13 protein-coding genes and 1 tRNA gene are annotated in these 16,994 nt (G+C 41.7%); 9 read left to right on the top strand and 5 right to left on the bottom strand.

The annotated features are described in order from the left end of the window. The first annotated feature begins 107 nt into the window (after positions 1-107). The gene (locus tag J8Z25_RS12850) at positions 108-2,993 is read left to right on the top strand and encodes a M16 family metallopeptidase (protein WP_130050765.1); all 2,886 of its coding nucleotides are present in this window, start codon (positions 108-110) and stop codon (positions 2,991-2,993) included. A 28-nt stretch (positions 2,994-3,021) separates the two neighbouring features. Here J8Z25_RS12850 and J8Z25_RS12845 read toward each other — a convergent pair whose 3' ends face one another. The 3 genes from J8Z25_RS12845 to J8Z25_RS12835 form a co-directional block, all read right to left on the bottom strand. Further along, complete coding sequence (locus tag J8Z25_RS12845; RefSeq protein ID WP_130050766.1) at positions 3,022-3,963, bottom strand: sensor domain-containing diguanylate cyclase; 942 nt, start codon at positions 3,961-3,963, stop codon at positions 3,022-3,024. 323 nt (positions 3,964-4,286) lie between these two features. Then, entirely contained in the window at positions 4,287-4,604 is a 318-nt protein-coding gene (locus J8Z25_RS12840; RefSeq protein ID WP_130050767.1) for a helix-turn-helix transcriptional regulator, read from the bottom strand. Between the two features lie 3 nt (positions 4,605-4,607). Continuing rightward, a complete protein-coding gene (locus J8Z25_RS12835; RefSeq protein WP_130050768.1) occupies positions 4,608-5,012 on the bottom strand; it encodes a hypothetical protein in 405 nt (134 codons plus the stop codon). A gap of 338 nt (positions 5,013-5,350) precedes the next feature. On the opposite strand from J8Z25_RS12835, the gene cysE reads away from it, so the two are divergent. Continuing rightward, complete coding sequence (gene cysE / locus J8Z25_RS12830) at positions 5,351-6,175, top strand: serine O-acetyltransferase (protein ID WP_167658768.1); 825 nt, start codon at positions 5,351-5,353, stop codon at positions 6,173-6,175. A gap of 86 nt (positions 6,176-6,261) precedes the next feature. Continuing rightward, positions 6,262-6,849: a hypothetical protein gene (locus J8Z25_RS12825; protein ID WP_239976539.1), complete on the top strand. Its 588-nt coding sequence runs from the start codon at positions 6,262-6,264 to the stop codon at positions 6,847-6,849. Between the two features lie 2 nt (positions 6,850-6,851). Here J8Z25_RS12825 and xseA read toward each other — a convergent pair whose 3' ends face one another. Continuing rightward, positions 6,852-8,186, bottom strand: coding sequence for an exodeoxyribonuclease VII large subunit (gene xseA / locus J8Z25_RS12820; protein WP_178927337.1), 1,335 nt, complete (start codon positions 8,184-8,186; stop codon positions 6,852-6,854). A gap of 134 nt (positions 8,187-8,320) precedes the next feature. Between xseA and guaB the strand changes: the two genes are divergently transcribed. The 5 genes from guaB (at position 8,321) to rimI (ending at position 12,495) form a co-directional block, all read left to right on the top strand. After that, positions 8,321-9,790, top strand: coding sequence for an IMP dehydrogenase (gene guaB, locus J8Z25_RS12815; RefSeq protein WP_054551225.1), 1,470 nt, complete (start codon positions 8,321-8,323; stop codon positions 9,788-9,790). Between the two features lie 100 nt (positions 9,791-9,890). Beyond that, complete coding sequence (gene guaA / locus J8Z25_RS12810; RefSeq protein ID WP_130050772.1) at positions 9,891-11,468, top strand: glutamine-hydrolyzing GMP synthase; 1,578 nt, start codon at positions 9,891-9,893, stop codon at positions 11,466-11,468. Between the two features lie 146 nt (positions 11,469-11,614). Further along, positions 11,615-11,691 (top strand) — tRNA-Trp (locus J8Z25_RS12805). 68 nt (positions 11,692-11,759) lie between these two features. Beyond that, positions 11,760-12,062, top strand: a complete 303-nt coding sequence (locus J8Z25_RS12800) for a hypothetical protein (RefSeq protein WP_130050773.1) — start codon at positions 11,760-11,762, stop codon at positions 12,060-12,062. Then, the gene (gene rimI, locus J8Z25_RS12795; RefSeq protein ID WP_175580473.1) at positions 12,049-12,495 is read left to right on the top strand and encodes a ribosomal protein S18-alanine N-acetyltransferase; all 447 of its coding nucleotides are present in this window, start codon (positions 12,049-12,051) and stop codon (positions 12,493-12,495) included. The genes J8Z25_RS12800 and rimI overlap by 14 nt, the downstream gene beginning before the upstream one ends. Here the strand turns inward: rimI and J8Z25_RS12790 are convergent. Next, the gene (locus tag J8Z25_RS12790; protein ID WP_130050774.1) at positions 12,492-15,146 is read right to left on the bottom strand and encodes a hybrid sensor histidine kinase/response regulator; all 2,655 of its coding nucleotides are present in this window, start codon (positions 15,144-15,146) and stop codon (positions 12,492-12,494) included. The two genes, rimI and J8Z25_RS12790, sit on opposite strands and share 4 nt — an antisense overlap. Before the next feature lie 251 nt (positions 15,147-15,397). Between J8Z25_RS12790 and prfC the strand changes: the two genes are divergently transcribed. Then, complete coding sequence (gene prfC / locus J8Z25_RS12785; protein ID WP_178927336.1) at positions 15,398-16,981, top strand: peptide chain release factor 3; 1,584 nt, start codon at positions 15,398-15,400, stop codon at positions 16,979-16,981. The last annotated feature ends 13 nt before the right edge of the window (positions 16,982-16,994 follow it).

The following is a 16,994-nucleotide window of genomic DNA, read 5'->3' as shown; positions in this document are numbered from 1 at the left end:
ACACACCTGTTTACATAAATTATTGCCCTGACCCTCATATTTTCTGGCGCTTTGATGCATAATCAGGCTGCAATCATTATGAGAAAAATAACTAACAAGGGAACATTATGAAATTTAGATTATTAGCAACCAGTTTTGCTGTAACACTTGCGCTGAGTGGCTGCGCAAGTAACTCACAGTCAAATATGGTTAAAGAAGTCGAAATTGAGCAGCAAGTAAGCCAAGATGATAACCGTGTATTTAGCCAAGATTACCTATTAGAAGAGCTTGAGAACGGCCTTCGCGTAATGGTAGTGAAAACCGACTACCCAGACGTCGTATCACTGCAAATTCCGGTATCGGTTGGTTCGCGTAATGAGGTTGAAGCAGGTAAAACCGGTTTTGCACACTTCTTTGAGCACATGATGTTTAAAGGCTCTGAAAAATTCCCGCAAGATGTCTATTCAGATATTTTAAAGAACTCAGGTGTTGATAATCGCGCGTATACGACCAACGATTACACTAACTATCACTTAAATTTCTCAAAAGAGCACTTAGATAAAGTACTCGAAATCGAAGCTGATATTTTCCAAAACCTGACTTACAGCGAAGAGCAGTTCCGTACTGAAGCACTGACTGTAAAAGGTGAATATTTAAAGAATAATGCTAGCCCAATTCGTAAGTTACTTTCTGCCGTTCGTAACGAAGCATTCGAGAAGCACACATATAAACACACCACGATGGGCTTTTTTGAAGACATCGAAGCCATGCCTGATCAAATGGCATATGGTAAAGAGTTTTTCGCTAAGTTTTATAAGCCTGAGTATGTCTCTTTAGTCATTGTTGGTGATGTTGATCCACAAGAAACTATGGCAATGGTGAAAAAGCATTGGGGTAACTGGAAAAAAGGTGATTACCAAGCCGACATTCCAACTGAACCGAAACAACAAGCACCTAAGTACGTTCATGAAAAATATGATGGTTTACCGGGTCATTGGTTACTAGTGTCTTACAAAGGCACAGCATGGGATCCAACTCAAAAAGACCGTGCTGCGCTTGATTTGATTTCGCAGCTTTATTTCTCAAATAACTCGGCACTTTATCAAGAACTTGTTGTTGATAAACAAATTGCCAGTCAAATGTTTACCTATAACCCAGATACTAAAGACCCCGGTTTATTACATGTTTTTGTAAAAGTAGAAAACGAAGCTGATCTTGCTAAAGCCCGTGATGCGATTAACCGTACTTATGCACAAGCACGTACTGAGTTAGTTGATGCGCAAAAGTTAGCTGATTTAAAATCTAACTTAAAATACAGCTTTATCAATGGTCTTGATTCATCGCAATCAATAGCCTCAACGCTTGCAAGCTACATGCACTTTGAGCGCGACCCTGAAGTTATTAACCAACTTTACGCCACTGCTGATAGCATCACTCCAGAAGATATCAAAGCAGTAGCAAACAAGTATTTTGTTGATTCAAGCCGTACCACTGTGACAATGTCGGCGCTTGATAAAGTAACTGGTTTTGAGCAGGAAGTTGATTTAAATGCAGCGGTGGCAAGTATCGAGCAAGCACCAACAGAACGTCATTTTAAAGTACTTGATAAAACAAATAGTTCACCACTGGTTGATGTAAACTGGTTATTCAATACCGGTGCGGCAGCTGATCCACAAGGCAAAAAAGGTTTAGCGGCGCTAACAGCCGCGATGCTAGCGCAAGGTGGTTCAGAATCAATGAGCTATAAAGATATTAAGAAAGCCTTATATCCTTTGGCGGGAAGCTTTGGTTATCAACTTGATAAAGAGATGATTTCACTTCGTGGTCGAGTACACAAAGATAATGCTGCGAAATGGTATGCGCTTGTTAGCGATCAATTGTTAAACCCTGGCTTTAGAGAAGATGATTTCAAGCGTCTGAAAAAAGAGCTTATAGATAGCATTAAAGCGGGCCTTAAAGCGTCAAATGATGAGGAACTAGGTAAAGAAGTGCTTTATCATCAGCTTTATAAAGGTCATCCTTACGAAAGTTATAACTACGGTGACATATCAGATCTTGAAGCATTGACACTTGATGACGTCAAAGCGTTTTATAATAGCCAGTTTACACAATCTAAACTAACAGTGGGTCTAATTGGTGCTATCCCAAGTGATGTTAAATCGACAATGATGAAAGATTTAACCCAACTTCCACAAGGTAAAGAAAGCCGTTTAATGATCCCTGATGCGCCAGTACTTAAAGGTCATCATGCGACTATTGTTGAGAAATCAGCGCAATCTACCGCAGTGTCCTTTGGTTTCCCAATTGATACAATTCGTAGCAGCGATGATTGGACAGCCCTTTGGTTAGTTCGCTCTTATTTTGGTGAACACCGCAGTTCAAACAGCTTCTTATATCAACGCATTCGTCAAACCCGTGGTATGAACTACGGCGACTATGCATACATCGAATACTTCCCACGTGGTATGTTCCAAACAAAACCAGATGCTAACTTAGGTCGTTCAGAGCAAATTTTCCAAGTATGGTTACGCCCGCTGCGTTCTAATAACGATGCTCACTTTGCAACACGTACGGCATTATTTGAGCTTGATAAGCTAATTAAAAATGGCATTAGTAAGGAAGATTTTGAAGCGACTCGTAATTTCTTAATTAACTTTGTGCCGCAAATGGTTGCAAGCCAAGATCGTCAATTAGGCTATGCACTTGATAGTGAGTTCTATAACACAGAGAGCTTTGTAGACTATGTGCGCGGCAAGCTTGAAAAGCTAACCCTTGATGATGTTAACCGCGTTATTCGCGATAACCTGCAAACTGAGAATATTCACTATGTATTTATTACCGGTGACGGCAAAGATATGCAAAAACGTTTAGCATCAGAGCAAACATCACCTATGGTGTATAACGCTGAAAAACCGGCAGAACTTGTTGCTGAAGATAAAGTGATTGCAGACTATAAACTTGCAATACCAGCGAAAAATATTAAAGTACTTGATGTCGAAAAAGTATTTCAATAATTACTAATTAACTAATCAATGCCCCTATTTAGGGGCATTTTTCTATGCTTAATGGCTCGATGTTATCAGCAACTACAAGTTGATTTCGGCCAGCTTCTTTTGCTTGATAAAGCGCGCTATCAGCCATTTCAATGAGTAACATGGCATCATCACAACTACTAGGATATAGCGTGGCTAACCCGACACTTACTGTTAATGGGTAGCCAGCCAGTTCAGCCAACTTTAGCGTAGCAAGTTTTGTCATAAAACGTGTTACGAGTAATTGAGCATTATGGCTTTGCGTATTACCAAGTACTAGAACAAATTCTTCACCGCCGTATCTTGCGCACAAGTCACTGGGCCTGCGAGTAAATTCAGACAATAGTTTTGCCACTTCTTTTAAGCAATTATCACCAACTAGATGACCAAGGTTATCGTTAAGAGACTTAAAGTTATCAAGATCGACCATCGCTATGGATAAGGGATGTTTTAAGCGTGCACAGCGACTCCATTCTTGCGAATAAAAATCATCAAAATGACGTCGGTTAGCAACTTGCGTTAGACCATCGATACGAGCAAGCTCTCGAACTTGCTGCTCGGCAAGTTTACGTTCAGTAATATTTAAGTGGCTGATCACAACATAATCTGTTTTGCCAAGTTTTAAAGGTACTGCGCGCATCATAAACCAGCGGCTTTCAGTATCACTATGACAAGGATATTCCAAGTAAAACTCTGCGAGCTGCTGATTGATAACTTGGTTTATTCCGGTGTAGGCCTTTTCACCAAACTCATCGCCATGGGCCGCAGCTGATCTACAAATAGCTAGATAGTTTTGACTTTCCCACTGAGTGTTACACTCGCATCCATTCTCATCGCCGAATGATAGCCAGCTGCGATTTACAAATGTGATATCCCCCGAGTCATTAATCACCACAATATGCTCAGAGATAGTATCGAGTATTAACTTTAGAAACTCTTTTGATTCAACCACTTTATAACCTAGCCAGTGCTTAGTTATTTAAGGTTAGCAATAAATGGCGAATTTTCCTCTAAGCTACGCTTAAAGCTTTCATAAAAGTGTTTTGCTAGAGTCCTGAAGGGGTAGTGTAAAGCTCCTATTTAGCTCATGTAGTTAACAGCTGTCAGTACTGCATTTTAAGTTCAGTTCTGACAGTTGACCTAAGTCTCTAAGTAAAGCATCAGGAAATGCTAAAGTATAGAACCAATTTTAACACCTAGCGCAAATAGCATGGTTACTATTACAAAGCCGATAAGTGTGGCATAGCCGCGTTGTTCTTTGGTCATATTTCACTCCTAAAAAATAACAAATACTGTTGCCATACCAAGGGCGAAACTAATAAACGAAGAAGTCGCTACGATTACAGCTAGGTTTTGCTTACTCACTGCGTGTGCTTTGCTGTCATTAGTTGATTCGTCATCGAGCTTGATGAGTTCACCTTGGCGTACTTCAAACACTGCGCATAAGCTCATGGTAGTTTCTTTTGACGCAGCGCCTTCTTTTTCAACTCGTTGAATGGTTCGTAGGCTTACATCACAGGCATCGGCCAGTTGTTGCTGCGTCCACTCGAATTTAAGCCTCAATGCTTTAATTGTATTAGGGTTCAGTTGCATTACTTACTTCCCAATGAACGGTTCAATTAACGTGATTAGGGCAAAACCAAAAATTGCTCCACCAATAAAACACCCTAAGGTAACCATAGCCACTTGCTTTGGGTTATCTGTAAGTGAAGTCTGTGTACTCTGTTGAACTAATTTACCTGCTTTGTAAAACGAACATTCAAGCTTACCTGTTAGTATATTTTGCATCTCAAATTCGACTGCATAAGCATTCTCTTGGTAATTAAAGTCGTGGTGACTTTTAAAACCGAAGCTGCGCTTTTCACTAACCAATTCATCGTTTACATATATTTTTTCTTTACCACTCATGATGTGACCAAAGCATGCGATTTGATTATCACCATCTTGAAAGTAGAACTTATAACCTAATTTGTGTGAGTTTAGTACGTCGTTTTTCATCATCGTTTCCTTGTTAAGTTGATGATGTAAATTTAATGATTATTTTTGTTTTTTACGCCGTCAGTAATACGCCAGTTCCTATTTTGGCATATGACAGATAAGATGTCATATCTGTTTTGTTGTTGAAAAATAAGTACTTTAATTAAACCGCGTGCCTGTCATTAGAGTTTGCAGCTGTCATATGAGATTGATTTAAAAACACCTGCAAATGATCAAAAATAAGGTTTGATACTCTGGTTATTACATATAACCAGAACAAATAAATAACGGGTTAGTACATCTTGCTACAAATCCGTTAAACTAAAGGCTTAGCAGTTAGGTACAACCAGAAAGGCAATATTATGCGTCATGAAATTTGGCAAAAGCTTCGAGATGAAGCAAACGAAGTCGTTTCCCGTGAACCGCTTTTAGCAAGTCACGTTTATTCGTGTGTGTTAAATCATGAATGCTTAGGTTCGGCGCTTAGCTTTATTGTCGCGAATAAACTCTCAGATGCGGTGGTATCAGCATTTACTATCCGTGAATTATTCGATCAAGCCTTTGTTAAATGTGACCTCATGCTGACACATGTGGCTCATGACATAAAAGCAGTTAAAGATCGCGACCCTGCGGCCGATAGTTACTTAACTGTTATCTTGAACCTTAAAGGCTTCCATGCAATACAAGCACACCGACTCGCAAATTGCTTATGGCAACAAAACCGAAAAGAGCTTGCTCGTTTCATTCAGAGCAGAACCTCAGAAGTATTTGGCGTTGACATCCATCCTGCTTGTAAAGTTGGTCATGGTATTATGTTTGACCATGCAACTGGGATTGTAATTGGTGAAACTGCAGTTATCGAAGATAACGTTTCGATTCTACAATCTGTAACCTTAGGTGGTACAGGTAATGAACAAGGTGATCGCCACCCTAAAATACGTGCCGGTGTATTGATTGGCGCAGGTGCTAAAGTACTAGGTAACATCGAAGTCGGTGAGGGGGCGCGTATTGGTGCTAATTCAGTGGTGTTAAGTCCAGTTCCTGCACACACAACTGTGGTTGGGGTACCTGCTAAAGTGGTCGGCAAACCGAGCTGCCCCTGTCCAGCCGAAAGCATGAACCAAAACTTTTTAGATGATGGCACAACTACCGCTAGTAATGCCTCACACACCAGTGCTATGTTGTAGTTTTACATCAATAAAGAGCAATGGAATTGTCTAAATTATCCTTCGGGTTAGCTGTTATAGCGTCATTTTTTTGTGGCGCTCTTGCTATGTCACTCTTTCAGTCTAATCCACTAGAACAGACTCAAACTCACCAGCAAGAATTTATTGAAGCGCAAACTGTTGAGGCGCCACAGCAAACCAAGTCGGTAGTCCCTGTGAATGCTAAAAAAATCGCTGCACCTAAAGCTGACGTACCAGAAACTCTTAGCAAAAGTGAGCTTGAACAACAAATTGCTGAGCTAAAGCTACAAGTTGAAAGCCAACAAGCTGTGATTGCTAACTACCGTTCAAGTGCAATTCCCCCGCAGCAAATTGATTCACATCTTGAAGAACTTTATACCTTGTTAGAAGAGCAATCTCGTGATGAAGCGTGGGCTTACCAAGTTGAAACTGCGATGAGCGATTTTTTAATCATGGCAGATTTACCTGTACAACCAGAGCTAAAAATCGCAACGTGCAAAAGCTCCGTTTGTCAGTTTAAGCTACTGCAACCAGAGGGTGTAGATGACTTACCAAGCCGTTATTGGCGTGATTTAGGCGATAAAATGATGGAACAAAGCTGGTGGAAGCAGTTTAAGTTTACTTCCAGCACTTCGAGTGATGGCAGTCTAACCGTTATCGCTAGTACCGAGTAAAGTTAAACGACCTTCGAGTGCAACTGACCATCGGTAAGTTCGGTGGTTATAAACTCTCCTGAACTTACATCGTTAACTGATTTCACCACTTTGCCTTGCTGGTTCTTGGTAATGCTATAACCACGAGCTAATACACTGAGTGGGCTTACAGAATCTAAGCGGCTCGCTTGCAAAGAAAGCTGATTGCGTGAACTTGAAAGTTGCTGTTGCATCGTTTGTCTCAGTCGGGCGTGTAGTTGCGCGAGCTGATGCTCGCTTTTTGCGAGCTGATTTTCAGGTGAACGTTGCATCAAGCGTGGTGTTAAGTTAGCAAGTACTCGCTCATATCGCTGAATTTTGTTATTCATTGCACCATGCAAGGCTAAACTAAGCTCATCTAATTTTTGCGCTTGCTGATTTAGTTGATTACGTGGATGGCAAAGTTGTAAGCGATGCTCAAATTGTGTTGCAGTACTGCGCTTTACTGCCAAGGAATGTTTAAAAGCATGATTTAAGTGCCTAACTAACTGCGTAACTTTATTATGTAGCTCTTCCGTGTTTGGGCTAACTAGCTCAGCAGCAGCCGAAGGGGTTGCGGCACGAATATCGGCTACATAGTCACTTATTGTGGTATCGACTTCGTGACCAACGGCACTAACGATTGGTAAGTGACTTGCGAAAATGGCGCGAGCCAATTGCTCATGGTTAAAGCACCACAAATCTTCGAGTGAACCACCACCGCGACCTAATATAAGTACATCCACTTCATTACGCTGATTGGCGATGCTTATTTTTTCTATTAATTGGCTGTGGGCATCTGCGCCTTGTACCATCGCTGGATAAATCACGACTTCAAGCTGCGGAGCACGGCGTTTTAGTACGGTAAGAATATCGCGAATAGCTGCCCCAGTGGCTGAGGTAATCACCCCAATACGATTGATATTGGTTGGTAATGGTTTTTTGTGAGCTGAGCTAAATAGGCCTTCGGCAGCTAAGCGCATTTTAAGCGCATCAAACTCTTGTTTTAATAAACCTTCACCAGCAGGGGCCATGTGCTCAACAATCAGCTGATAATCACCACGGGGTTCATACAAGGATACGCGGGCGCGCACAGTTACTTGTGCACCATTGCTTGGGCGAAAAGTTTGGCCGCGATTATTGCCGCGCCACATCGCCGCTTTTACCTGTGCTCGGTCGTCTTTTAGAGTGAAGTACCAGTGTCCAGATGCAGGGGCTATAAAGTTAGAAATTTCACCATTTAAGATAAGCGATGAGAAGCCTTGTTCTAAAACATGGCGAATTTCCTTATTTAGGCGCGAGACCGTGTAAACAGGCTGTGTTGAGTGCGTAAAAGCCATTAATAACCCCAGTAAAAAATTCTGTGTGTACTTTAACACAAATAAATGAATAATTTTATTTACTCGTGCTCACAACGCTGATAAAATTTGGCCGCAATTCCTTATACTCAGATCCACATGTGAGAAGTTGCACTATGCTAAGAATCGCTAAAGAAGCTCTTACCTTTGACGACGTACTTTTAGTACCAGGTCATTCTACTGTTTTGCCACACACGGCAAATATTTCAACTCGCTTAACGCGTGGTATCAATCTTAACTTGCCGTTAGTTTCAGCATCTATGGATACTGTAACAGAAGCACGCTTAGCGATTGCTTTAGCGCAAGAGGGCGGTTTAGGTTTCATCCACAAGAACATGACAATCGAAGAGCAAGCTAAAAACGTTCGTAAAGTAAAAACTTACGAAGCGGGCATTGTTTCTTTCCCTGTTACTGTGACTGCGGATCTTACAATTGCTGATGCTATCGCGCTTTCAGAAGACAAAGGTTTTTCAGGTTTCCCTGTAACTGACGCTGACAATAACCTTGTTGGTATTGTTACAAGCCGTGATATGCGTTTTGAAACTAAGCTTGAGCAACCTGTTTCTACAGTAATGACGAAAAAAGAATCGTTAGTGACTGTTAAAGAAGGTGCAGACCGTGATGAAATCTTAGGTCTAATGCACGAGCACCGTATCGAAAAAATTCTCGTAGTTGATGATGCATTTAAACTTAAAGGCATGATCACTGTAAAAGATTATCAAAAAGCACAAGACAAGCCGCATGCATGTAAAGACGAGCAAGGTCGTCTACGTGTAGGTGCAGCTGTTGGTGTTGGCGCGGGTACCGATGAGCGTATCGCAGCGCTTGTTGAAGCAGGTGTTGATGTACTACTTATCGATACATCACATGGTCACTCTCAAGGTGTTATCGACCGTGTTGCACAAACACGTCAAGCATACCCTGATTTACAAATCGTAGCGGGTAACGTTGCAACAGCTGAAGGCGCGATTGCCCTTGCTGATGCAGGTGTTGATGCTGTTAAAGTAGGTATCGGTCCTGGTTCTATTTGTACTACTCGTATCGTAACAGGTTGTGGTGTTCCACAAATTACTGCTATTTCTGACGCAGTTGAAGGCTTAAAAGGCCGTGATATTCCTGTTATTGCTGACGGTGGTATTCGTTTCTCTGGTGACATCGTAAAAGCACTTGTTGCGGGCGCATCATGTGTAATGGTTGGTTCAATGTTAGCTGGTACTGAAGAAGCACCGGGTGAAGTCGAGCTATATCAAGGCCGTTACTACAAATCATACCGCGGTATGGGTAGCCTTGGTGCTATGGACCAAAAAGAAGGTTCATCAGACCGTTACTTCCAAAAATCGAACGAAGCAGACAAGCTTGTTCCTGAAGGTATCGAAGGCCGTGTTGCTTATAAAGGTCCTATCGCGACAATCATTCACCAACAAGTGGGTGGTCTTCGCAGTGCAATGGGCTTAACAGGCTGTGCAACAATTGAAGAGTTAAACACTAAACCTCAATTTGTTCGCGTTACTTCAGCTGGTATGGGTGAGTCACACGTTCACGACGTGCAAATTACCAAAGAAGCGCCAAACTACCGCTTAGGTTAATTACCTTAAGGTATTGAAATTACATGGGCTAGCATTTGCTAGCCCTAATTTATTGATCATCTCCCTTTGGGAGAGCAGTTCCTGACTAACGAGATACTCCATGAGCAAAGACATTCACGATTCACGAATTCTCATTTTAGATTTTGGTTCGCAATACACACAGTTAATCGCACGTCGTATACGTGAGATTGGTGTTTACTGTGAGCTATGGGCATGGGATGTAACTGAAGAGCAAATCCGCGAATTTAATCCACAAGGTATTATTTTGTCGGGTGGTCCTGAGTCTACAACACTTGAAAACAGCCCACGTGCTCCTGAGTATGTATTTAACGCAGGCGTTCCAGTACTTGGTATCTGTTACGGCATGCAAACAATGGCAACGCAACTAGGTGGTAGCGTACACAGCTCTGATAAGAAAGAGTTTGGTTATGCGCAAGTTGAAAAAGTAGGTAACTGTGCGTTATTCGATGCTATCGAAGACCACATTACTGACGGCGGTGCAGGCGTACTAGACGTTTGGATGAGCCACGGCGATAAAGTGATGGAAGTACCAGAGACTTTCAAAACAACTGCTAAAACATCAACGTGTCCGCATGCTGCAATGTCTTGGGAAGAAAAACGTTTTTACGGCGTACAGTTCCACCCAGAAGTAACTCATACTCACCAAGGTTTACGCTTACTAGAGCGCTTCGCGATTGATATCTGTGGCTGTGAAAAGCTATGGACACCCGCTAAAATCATCGACGATGCTATTGAGCGTATTAAAGAAACGGTAGGTGATGACGAAGTTATCTTAGGTTTATCAGGTGGTGTTGATTCATCTGTTGTAGCTATGCTTATTCACCGTGCAATTGGCGACAAGCTAACATGTGTATTCGTTGATAACGGTCTTCTTCGTTTAAACGAAGGTCAGCAAGTTATGGACATGTTTGGCAACAAGTTTGGCCTAAACATTGTTAAAGTGGATGCTGAAGATCAATTCTTAGCAGACTTAGCAGGTAAGTCTGACCCTGAAGATAAGCGTAAAGCGATTGGTCATACGTTCATTAAAGTATTCGACGAGCAAGCTAAAAAGCTGAAAAACGCTAAATGGTTAGGTCAAGGTACTATCTACCCAGACGTAATCGAATCTGCTGCATCAGCAACAGGTAAAGCACATGTAATCAAGTCTCACCACAACGTAGGTGGTTTACCTGACGACATGAAAATGGGTCTTGTTGAGCCATTACGTGAGCTATTTAAAGATGAAGTACGTAAAATTGGTCTTGAGCTTGGCCTACCTTACGACATGCTTTACCGTCACCCATTCCCGGGTCCTGGTTTAGGTGTTCGTGTACTTGGTGAAATCAAGAAAGAGTACTGTGATTTACTACGTCGCGCAGATGCTATCTTCATCGAAGAGCTACACAAAGCTGAGCTATACCATAAAGTAAGCCAAGCATTCACTGTATTCTTACCAGTTAAATCGGTAGGTGTAATGGGTGATGCACGTAAATACGACTGGGTTGTATCACTACGTTGTGTAGAGACAATCGACTTTATGACGGCACGTTGGTCACACTTACCTTATGAATTCTTAGGTGTGGTTTCAAACCGTATCATCAACGAAATCGATGGTATCTCACGTGTTGTTTACGATATTTCAGGTAAGCCACCGGCAACAATTGAGTGGGAATAATTTTATTATTCTGACCTGAATTGGTTCAAAAACGGCGGATTAGCTTGCTAATTCGCCGTTTTGTTTATTTAAAAAGCAGTTAAACTAAAAACTGTGTTTTTTTACTTTACCTTTGAAAAAAGCTCTATATAATTCGTCGTCATTGCAGGGGCGTAGTTCCAATTGGTAGAACAGCGGTCTCCAAAACCGACGGTTGGGAGTTCGAATCTCTCCGCCCCTGCCATTTCTTCCTTCTTTACTTTAATCGCAAATCTCCCTATATTACTTGCTCCTAATCATGATTGAGTCGTTATGAATCCAAGTTACGCTGCGATATTCTCTGTACAATCTTTAGAGTTGAATCAACACTATCGAACTGTGCCTGACGTTTCTAGCGAAGAGATGTCAAATACTCAACAAGAAACACTCACGCTACCGTTACAGTTTCACCAAGACCTCGAAAAAGCATTTGCGCCGTTAGTTATTACTGAAATCGTTAAAACAACAAGTATTAGCTGGCAAGAGGGGTGCTTGGGTTTACCGAGCGATAAGCTTAATAGTAAACAGAAAAAACAACTTTGGTCTTTAATCGGTGAACAACTTGATAAGCTTTAAATCTGTAGATGCAACTTATATCAGCCAGTTAATGGCTATTGAAAATGCGTGCCATAGTCACCCGTGGACAGAGAAAACCATGCTGTCGTGTTTAGCGGGCCGTTACTTTAACCTGGCTGCTTTTCATGGCGATGATATGCTAGGTTTTTATATCGGTGAGCAAGCGGGCCCAGATTACACCCTGATGGATATTTGTGTTGCGCCAAAGCACCAAGGGCAGGGCATTGCTAAGCAGTTGTTAAATGCTTTTATTGAGCATGGTGAACAGCACCAAGCTGAAAACCTCTTCTTAGAAGTGCGTGAGTCTAATGCACCTGCTATTGGCTTGTACGAAAGTGCTGGCTTTTCACATATGTCAGTGCGCAAGAACTACTACCCAACCGCAACAGGGAATGAAGACGCTATTTTAATGGGCATGAGCTTTAGCCTTTAAGATGCCTCTTCAAGGGCGCTTATAAGCGCGTTGTAGCATTGCTCGATTTGTTCAGTTTGATTACTACGTAAGGCATTTTCAAGTTGTCCAGCGGTCTTATGAATTGCTTCAAAACTAAAACACCCAGCACTGCCTTTTAGGCTATGCGCTACTGAGCGCAGCGCTTCCCACTCTTTAGTGCGATACAACTGCACGACCTGGCTTAAGTAATCAGGCAGCTTTGAACGATAGTTGTCGTTAATTTGTTGGAATTTTTCACTTTTCAGTAAATTTTCCCATTTGTTTTGGCTATCTTTTTCAATGTGTAAGTAGCTTACGAGAACTTGCTCTAATGCGTCTTTATCGATTGGTTTTGCAAGGGCTTCATCACAGCCCGCTTCTATGTAAGTATCGACATCGGTTTTCATCACATTGGCTGTAAGCGCGATAATAGGTCCATCGTAGGCTGCATGACGTAACATTTGCGTCGCTTCTAAGCCGCCCATTACAGGCATCTGCATATCCATGATGATCAACTGATAATCATTAACCAATGCCATTTCTACCGCTTCAGCACCATTTTTTGCGATGTCAGGCTCAAGTCCCCAAGTTTGTAACAGTAGTTTGATCAGCAACTGGTTATCTGGGTTATCTTCGGCCACCAGTATATTGGCATCAAAGCTATTAGCAGCGAATGAAAGCTGTACGTCTTTACTCGGCGAGAGCTGCTCATAGTTATGAATAAAGGCCTCATACTTAAGCTGCTCGGCATTTAAGTGAGCTGCAACTTGCACAGTAAAACAACTGCCGTTTCCAGGTTCACTGATAAGTTGCACATCACCACCCAATAACTGGGCTAAGTTCTTCGAAATACACAAGCCAAGACCTGTACCACCAAAGCGGCGAGTTGTCGTCGCATCAGCTTGTTCAAACGGTTTAAATACCCGTTCAACTTCGCGCTCTGACATACCAATACCTGTGTCTTGAATCGCAAATTGTAAATTTTGTTTTTCGCTGTTGTAGCTAATATCAATCGAGATACTGCCTTTCTCAGTGAATTTAACCGCATTACTGGCAATATTGATCAAGATTTGTTTTAAACGTGTGGTATCGCTATTAATGGTTTTGGGGATTGGTAGCTTGTAGTTGATATTAAACGCCAGTTGCTTCTCATTAGCCAGTGGGCGAATAATCGAATCAATATCATGAATAAGCTGCACTACATTACATGGCCCACGCTCAACAGCGAGTTTTTCAGCTTCAATTTTTGATAAATCAAGAATGTTATTGATGAGCTCAAGCAAGTGCTTAGAGTTACGTAAAATGGTGCTTAAATGTTGTTCATCATTCACCGCATCTTTGTTGTGCAGAAGTTGCTCTGTAAAACCCATAATTGCGGTAAGTGGGGTGCGAATTTCATGACTCATATTTGCTAAAAAGCGGCTTTTTAGTTGGTTGGCTTGTTCGGCTTGCGCGATTGCCACTTCTAGCTTGCTATTCATTGCTTCGAGCGCTTTAGTACGGCTTTCAACCTTTTCTTCTAGGTGATGTTTATATTCTTCGAGTTCGTCTTGGTAATGACGAATTTGGTTCACCATGTGGTTAAAGTCGTTAAAAAGTACGCCTACTTCATCGTTTGTATGGGCAGGCAAATATACAGATAAATCACCATCACCAACGCGATGGCTTGCAGCGCCTAATAACTCGACTGGGGTGAGTAGTAAATTACGCACCACAATGTAAATAAGAATAGGTAGTGAAATCACAGAGATAATTACAATTAACGCAGTAATTAAACTGATGGCTTTACCTGACTGATACAGTAAATCTTTGGGGGTGGTCGAGATGAAGTAATCGCCGTCGGTCATTTGCACCGCATAGATGATACGCTCTTCTTTATCGATACTCGAAAGCTCAATGCTGGCTAGTTTTCCGTAATCGGCCAAATGCTTAATTTGTTCAAGCTCGTATTCACTTAAGTAGCTGCCCCGTAAGTCATAGTCTGAGCTAAATAAAATTTGTCCTTTAGTTGTCAAAAACAAATTTAGGGTGTTATTAAAAGGCGCTTCTAAAATGCTGGCATTTAATATCGATGGTTCTACATGTACAACAATAAATCCTAACTGTTGCGGCTGTTTTAAGTAGTAATCGATATTGTAAATAGGGTGCACAAAGTACAAACTGGTGGAGCCATCTTCTTTGGGGATCATAAATTGCTGCTGGCGCAAATTTGATTGCAGTACTTGATCAAAAAACGGGTAGCTTTTAGGCGCAGGGGTTAATTGGCTTGAATAAAATGCATCACTTTTGCCGTCTGGGGCAACATAGTTAATGCTGACTATATCAGGGTAAGCTTCTGAATAACTTGCAAATACATTCATTAACTCGCCAAGGCGTTCAATGTATTGGTTTTTTGATTCGGGTTCACGGGCTAAAAAGTCCGCCAATACTGGAGAAGTCGAAAGTAACCGGGTAATCGAATGAAATGAGTCAATGTAATTGAAGATTTTTTGTTGCTGTTGCTCAACAAAGCGACTGACAATAAGCTCTGCTTGTTTTTTTGTTGAATTGGTCACATTGGTTAACGTAAAGCCACCTAAAAACAACAAAGGTAAGATCACTAAAGGTGTGATATACCATAATAATCGAATACTGAGCTTACTGGTTTTCATGACCTAAATTGATATCCCTCCGTGCAATTTATCAATAGTATGCGTTACAACTTGATTACACAAGCTTAGCAAAAAAGTGAACAACCCATATACCCAGCCTATGGTGAATAATTACTTACAATCGTTGCTTTTTTGGCTAAGACAAACAAGGTATAATAGTCGGCAATTCTATTTTATTTTTACAGTGCGCACCGAGCTTTATAATTTATAGGGCAGCCAAGTGCGCTTTGTTATGACTAAAAGCAGCTTACATGTCTAATTTAACTACCGAAATTAATAAACGACGCACCTTTGCGATCATCTCGCACCCGGATGCGGGTAAAACCACCATTACAGAAAAAGTTCTGTTATTCGGACAAGCTATTCAAAAAGCGGGTACCGTAAAGGGTCGTGGCTCAAACCAGCACGCAAAATCAGACTGGATGGAAATGGAAAAAGAACGTGGTATCTCGGTAACCACGTCTGTTATGCAATTTCCTTACAATGAGCGTCTAGTTAACTTACTTGATACTCCAGGACACGAAGACTTCTCTGAAGATACCTATCGTACATTGACTGCGGTTGACTCGTGTCTAATGGTAATCGACGCGGCGAAAGGTGTTGAGGATCGTACTCGTAAATTAATGGAAGTAACACGCTTACGTACTACACCTATCGTAACTTTCATGAATAAGTGTGACCGTGATATTCGTGACCCAATGGAGTTATTAGACGAAGTTGAGACTGAGCTTAACATCGCCTGTGCGCCTGTTACTTGGCCGATTGGGTGTGGTAAAGAATTCAAAGGTGTGTATCACATTCATCGTGAAGAAACGATTTTGTATAGCACAGGCCAAGGTCACACGATTCAAGAAGTACGTGTTATTAAAGGTTTAGATAACCCAGAACTTGATGATGCAATTGGTAGCGAACTTGCGGAGCAGCTTCGTGAAGAGCTAGAGCTTGTGATTGGTGCATCACACGAATTTGATTTAGATCTGTTCTTAGCGGGTGAGCTATCGCCTGTGTATTTTGGTACGGCACTTGGTAACTTTGGTGTTGACCATGTTCTTGATGGCTTAACTGAATGGGCTCCGGCGCCACTACCTCGTGAAACAGAAGACCGCCAAGTAGCGGCAACTGAAGATAACTTCTCTGGCTTCGTATTTAAAATTCAAGCAAACATGGACCCTAAACACCGTGACCGTATTGCCTTTATGCGAATTGTATCGGGCAAATACAGCCAAGGTATGAAGATGAACCATGTGCGTATTGGTAAGCAAGTGAGTATTTCTGATGCGGTAACCTTCATGGCAGGTGACCGTGAGCGAGCGCAAGATGCTTATGCGGGTGACATCATTGGTTTACACAACCACGGTACAATTCAAATTGGTGATACTTTTACGCAAGGTGAAAAAATGAAGTTTGGTGGTATTCCTAACTTCGCACCAGAATTATTCCGCCGTATTCGCTTAAAAGATCCATTAAAACAAAAGCAATTGCTAAAAGGCTTAGTTCAGTTATCTGAAGAAGGTGCTGTGCAAGTATTTAGACCGCTTATAAATAACGACCTTATCGTTGGTGCGGTAGGTGTACTACAGTTTGATGTGGTTGTTGCTCGCTTAAAAGCAGAATACAACGTTGATGCGATTTACGAAGGTGTCAGTGTTAATACTGCACGTTGGGTAAGCTCAGACGATAACAAAAAGCTTGAAGAGTTTAAGCGTAAGTGCGAAAGCAACTTAGCGCTTGATGGTGGCGATAACCTTACTTATATCGCGCCAAGCCGTGTAAACCTAAACTTGTCGATGGAACGCTATCCAGATATTAAGTTTAACCACACGCGCGAAAACTAATACGCTAAGACTG

The sequence above is a fragment of the Pseudoalteromonas sp. SCSIO 43101 genome (assembly GCF_023650775.1).
In the GTDB taxonomy this organism is placed as follows: Bacteria; Pseudomonadota; Gammaproteobacteria; order Enterobacterales; family Alteromonadaceae; genus Pseudoalteromonas; species Pseudoalteromonas apostichopi.
Note: the sequence above shows the minus strand (reverse complement) of the source record. Positions and strands in the feature narration are given on the sequence as shown.

Bases quoted from the DNA above. Each gene is read 5' to 3' on its own strand.
- J8Z25_RS12850 (WP_130050765.1), top strand. From the start codon at position 108: ATGAAATTTAGATTATTAGCAACCAGTTTTGCTGTAACACTTGCGCTG.
- J8Z25_RS12840 (WP_130050767.1), bottom strand. From the start codon at position 4,604: ATGCAACTGAACCCTAATACAATTAAAGCATTGAGGCTTAAATTCGAG.
- J8Z25_RS12835 (WP_130050768.1), bottom strand. From the start codon at position 5,012: ATGATGAAAAACGACGTACTAAACTCACACAAATTAGGTTATAAGTTC.
- cysE (WP_167658768.1), top strand. From the start codon at position 5,351: ATGCGTCATGAAATTTGGCAAAAGCTTCGAGATGAAGCAAACGAAGTC.
- J8Z25_RS12825 (WP_239976539.1), top strand. From the start codon at position 6,262: ATGTCACTCTTTCAGTCTAATCCACTAGAACAGACTCAAACTCACCAG.
- xseA (WP_178927337.1), bottom strand. From the start codon at position 8,186: ATGGCTTTTACGCACTCAACACAGCCTGTTTACACGGTCTCGCGCCTA.
- guaB (WP_054551225.1), top strand. From the start codon at position 8,321: ATGCTAAGAATCGCTAAAGAAGCTCTTACCTTTGACGACGTACTTTTA.
- guaA (WP_130050772.1), top strand. From the start codon at position 9,891: ATGAGCAAAGACATTCACGATTCACGAATTCTCATTTTAGATTTTGGT.
- J8Z25_RS12800 (WP_130050773.1), top strand. From the start codon at position 11,760: ATGAATCCAAGTTACGCTGCGATATTCTCTGTACAATCTTTAGAGTTG.
- J8Z25_RS12790 (WP_130050774.1), bottom strand. From the start codon at position 15,146: ATGAAAACCAGTAAGCTCAGTATTCGATTATTATGGTATATCACACCT.
- prfC (WP_178927336.1), top strand. From the start codon at position 15,398: ATGTCTAATTTAACTACCGAAATTAATAAACGACGCACCTTTGCGATC.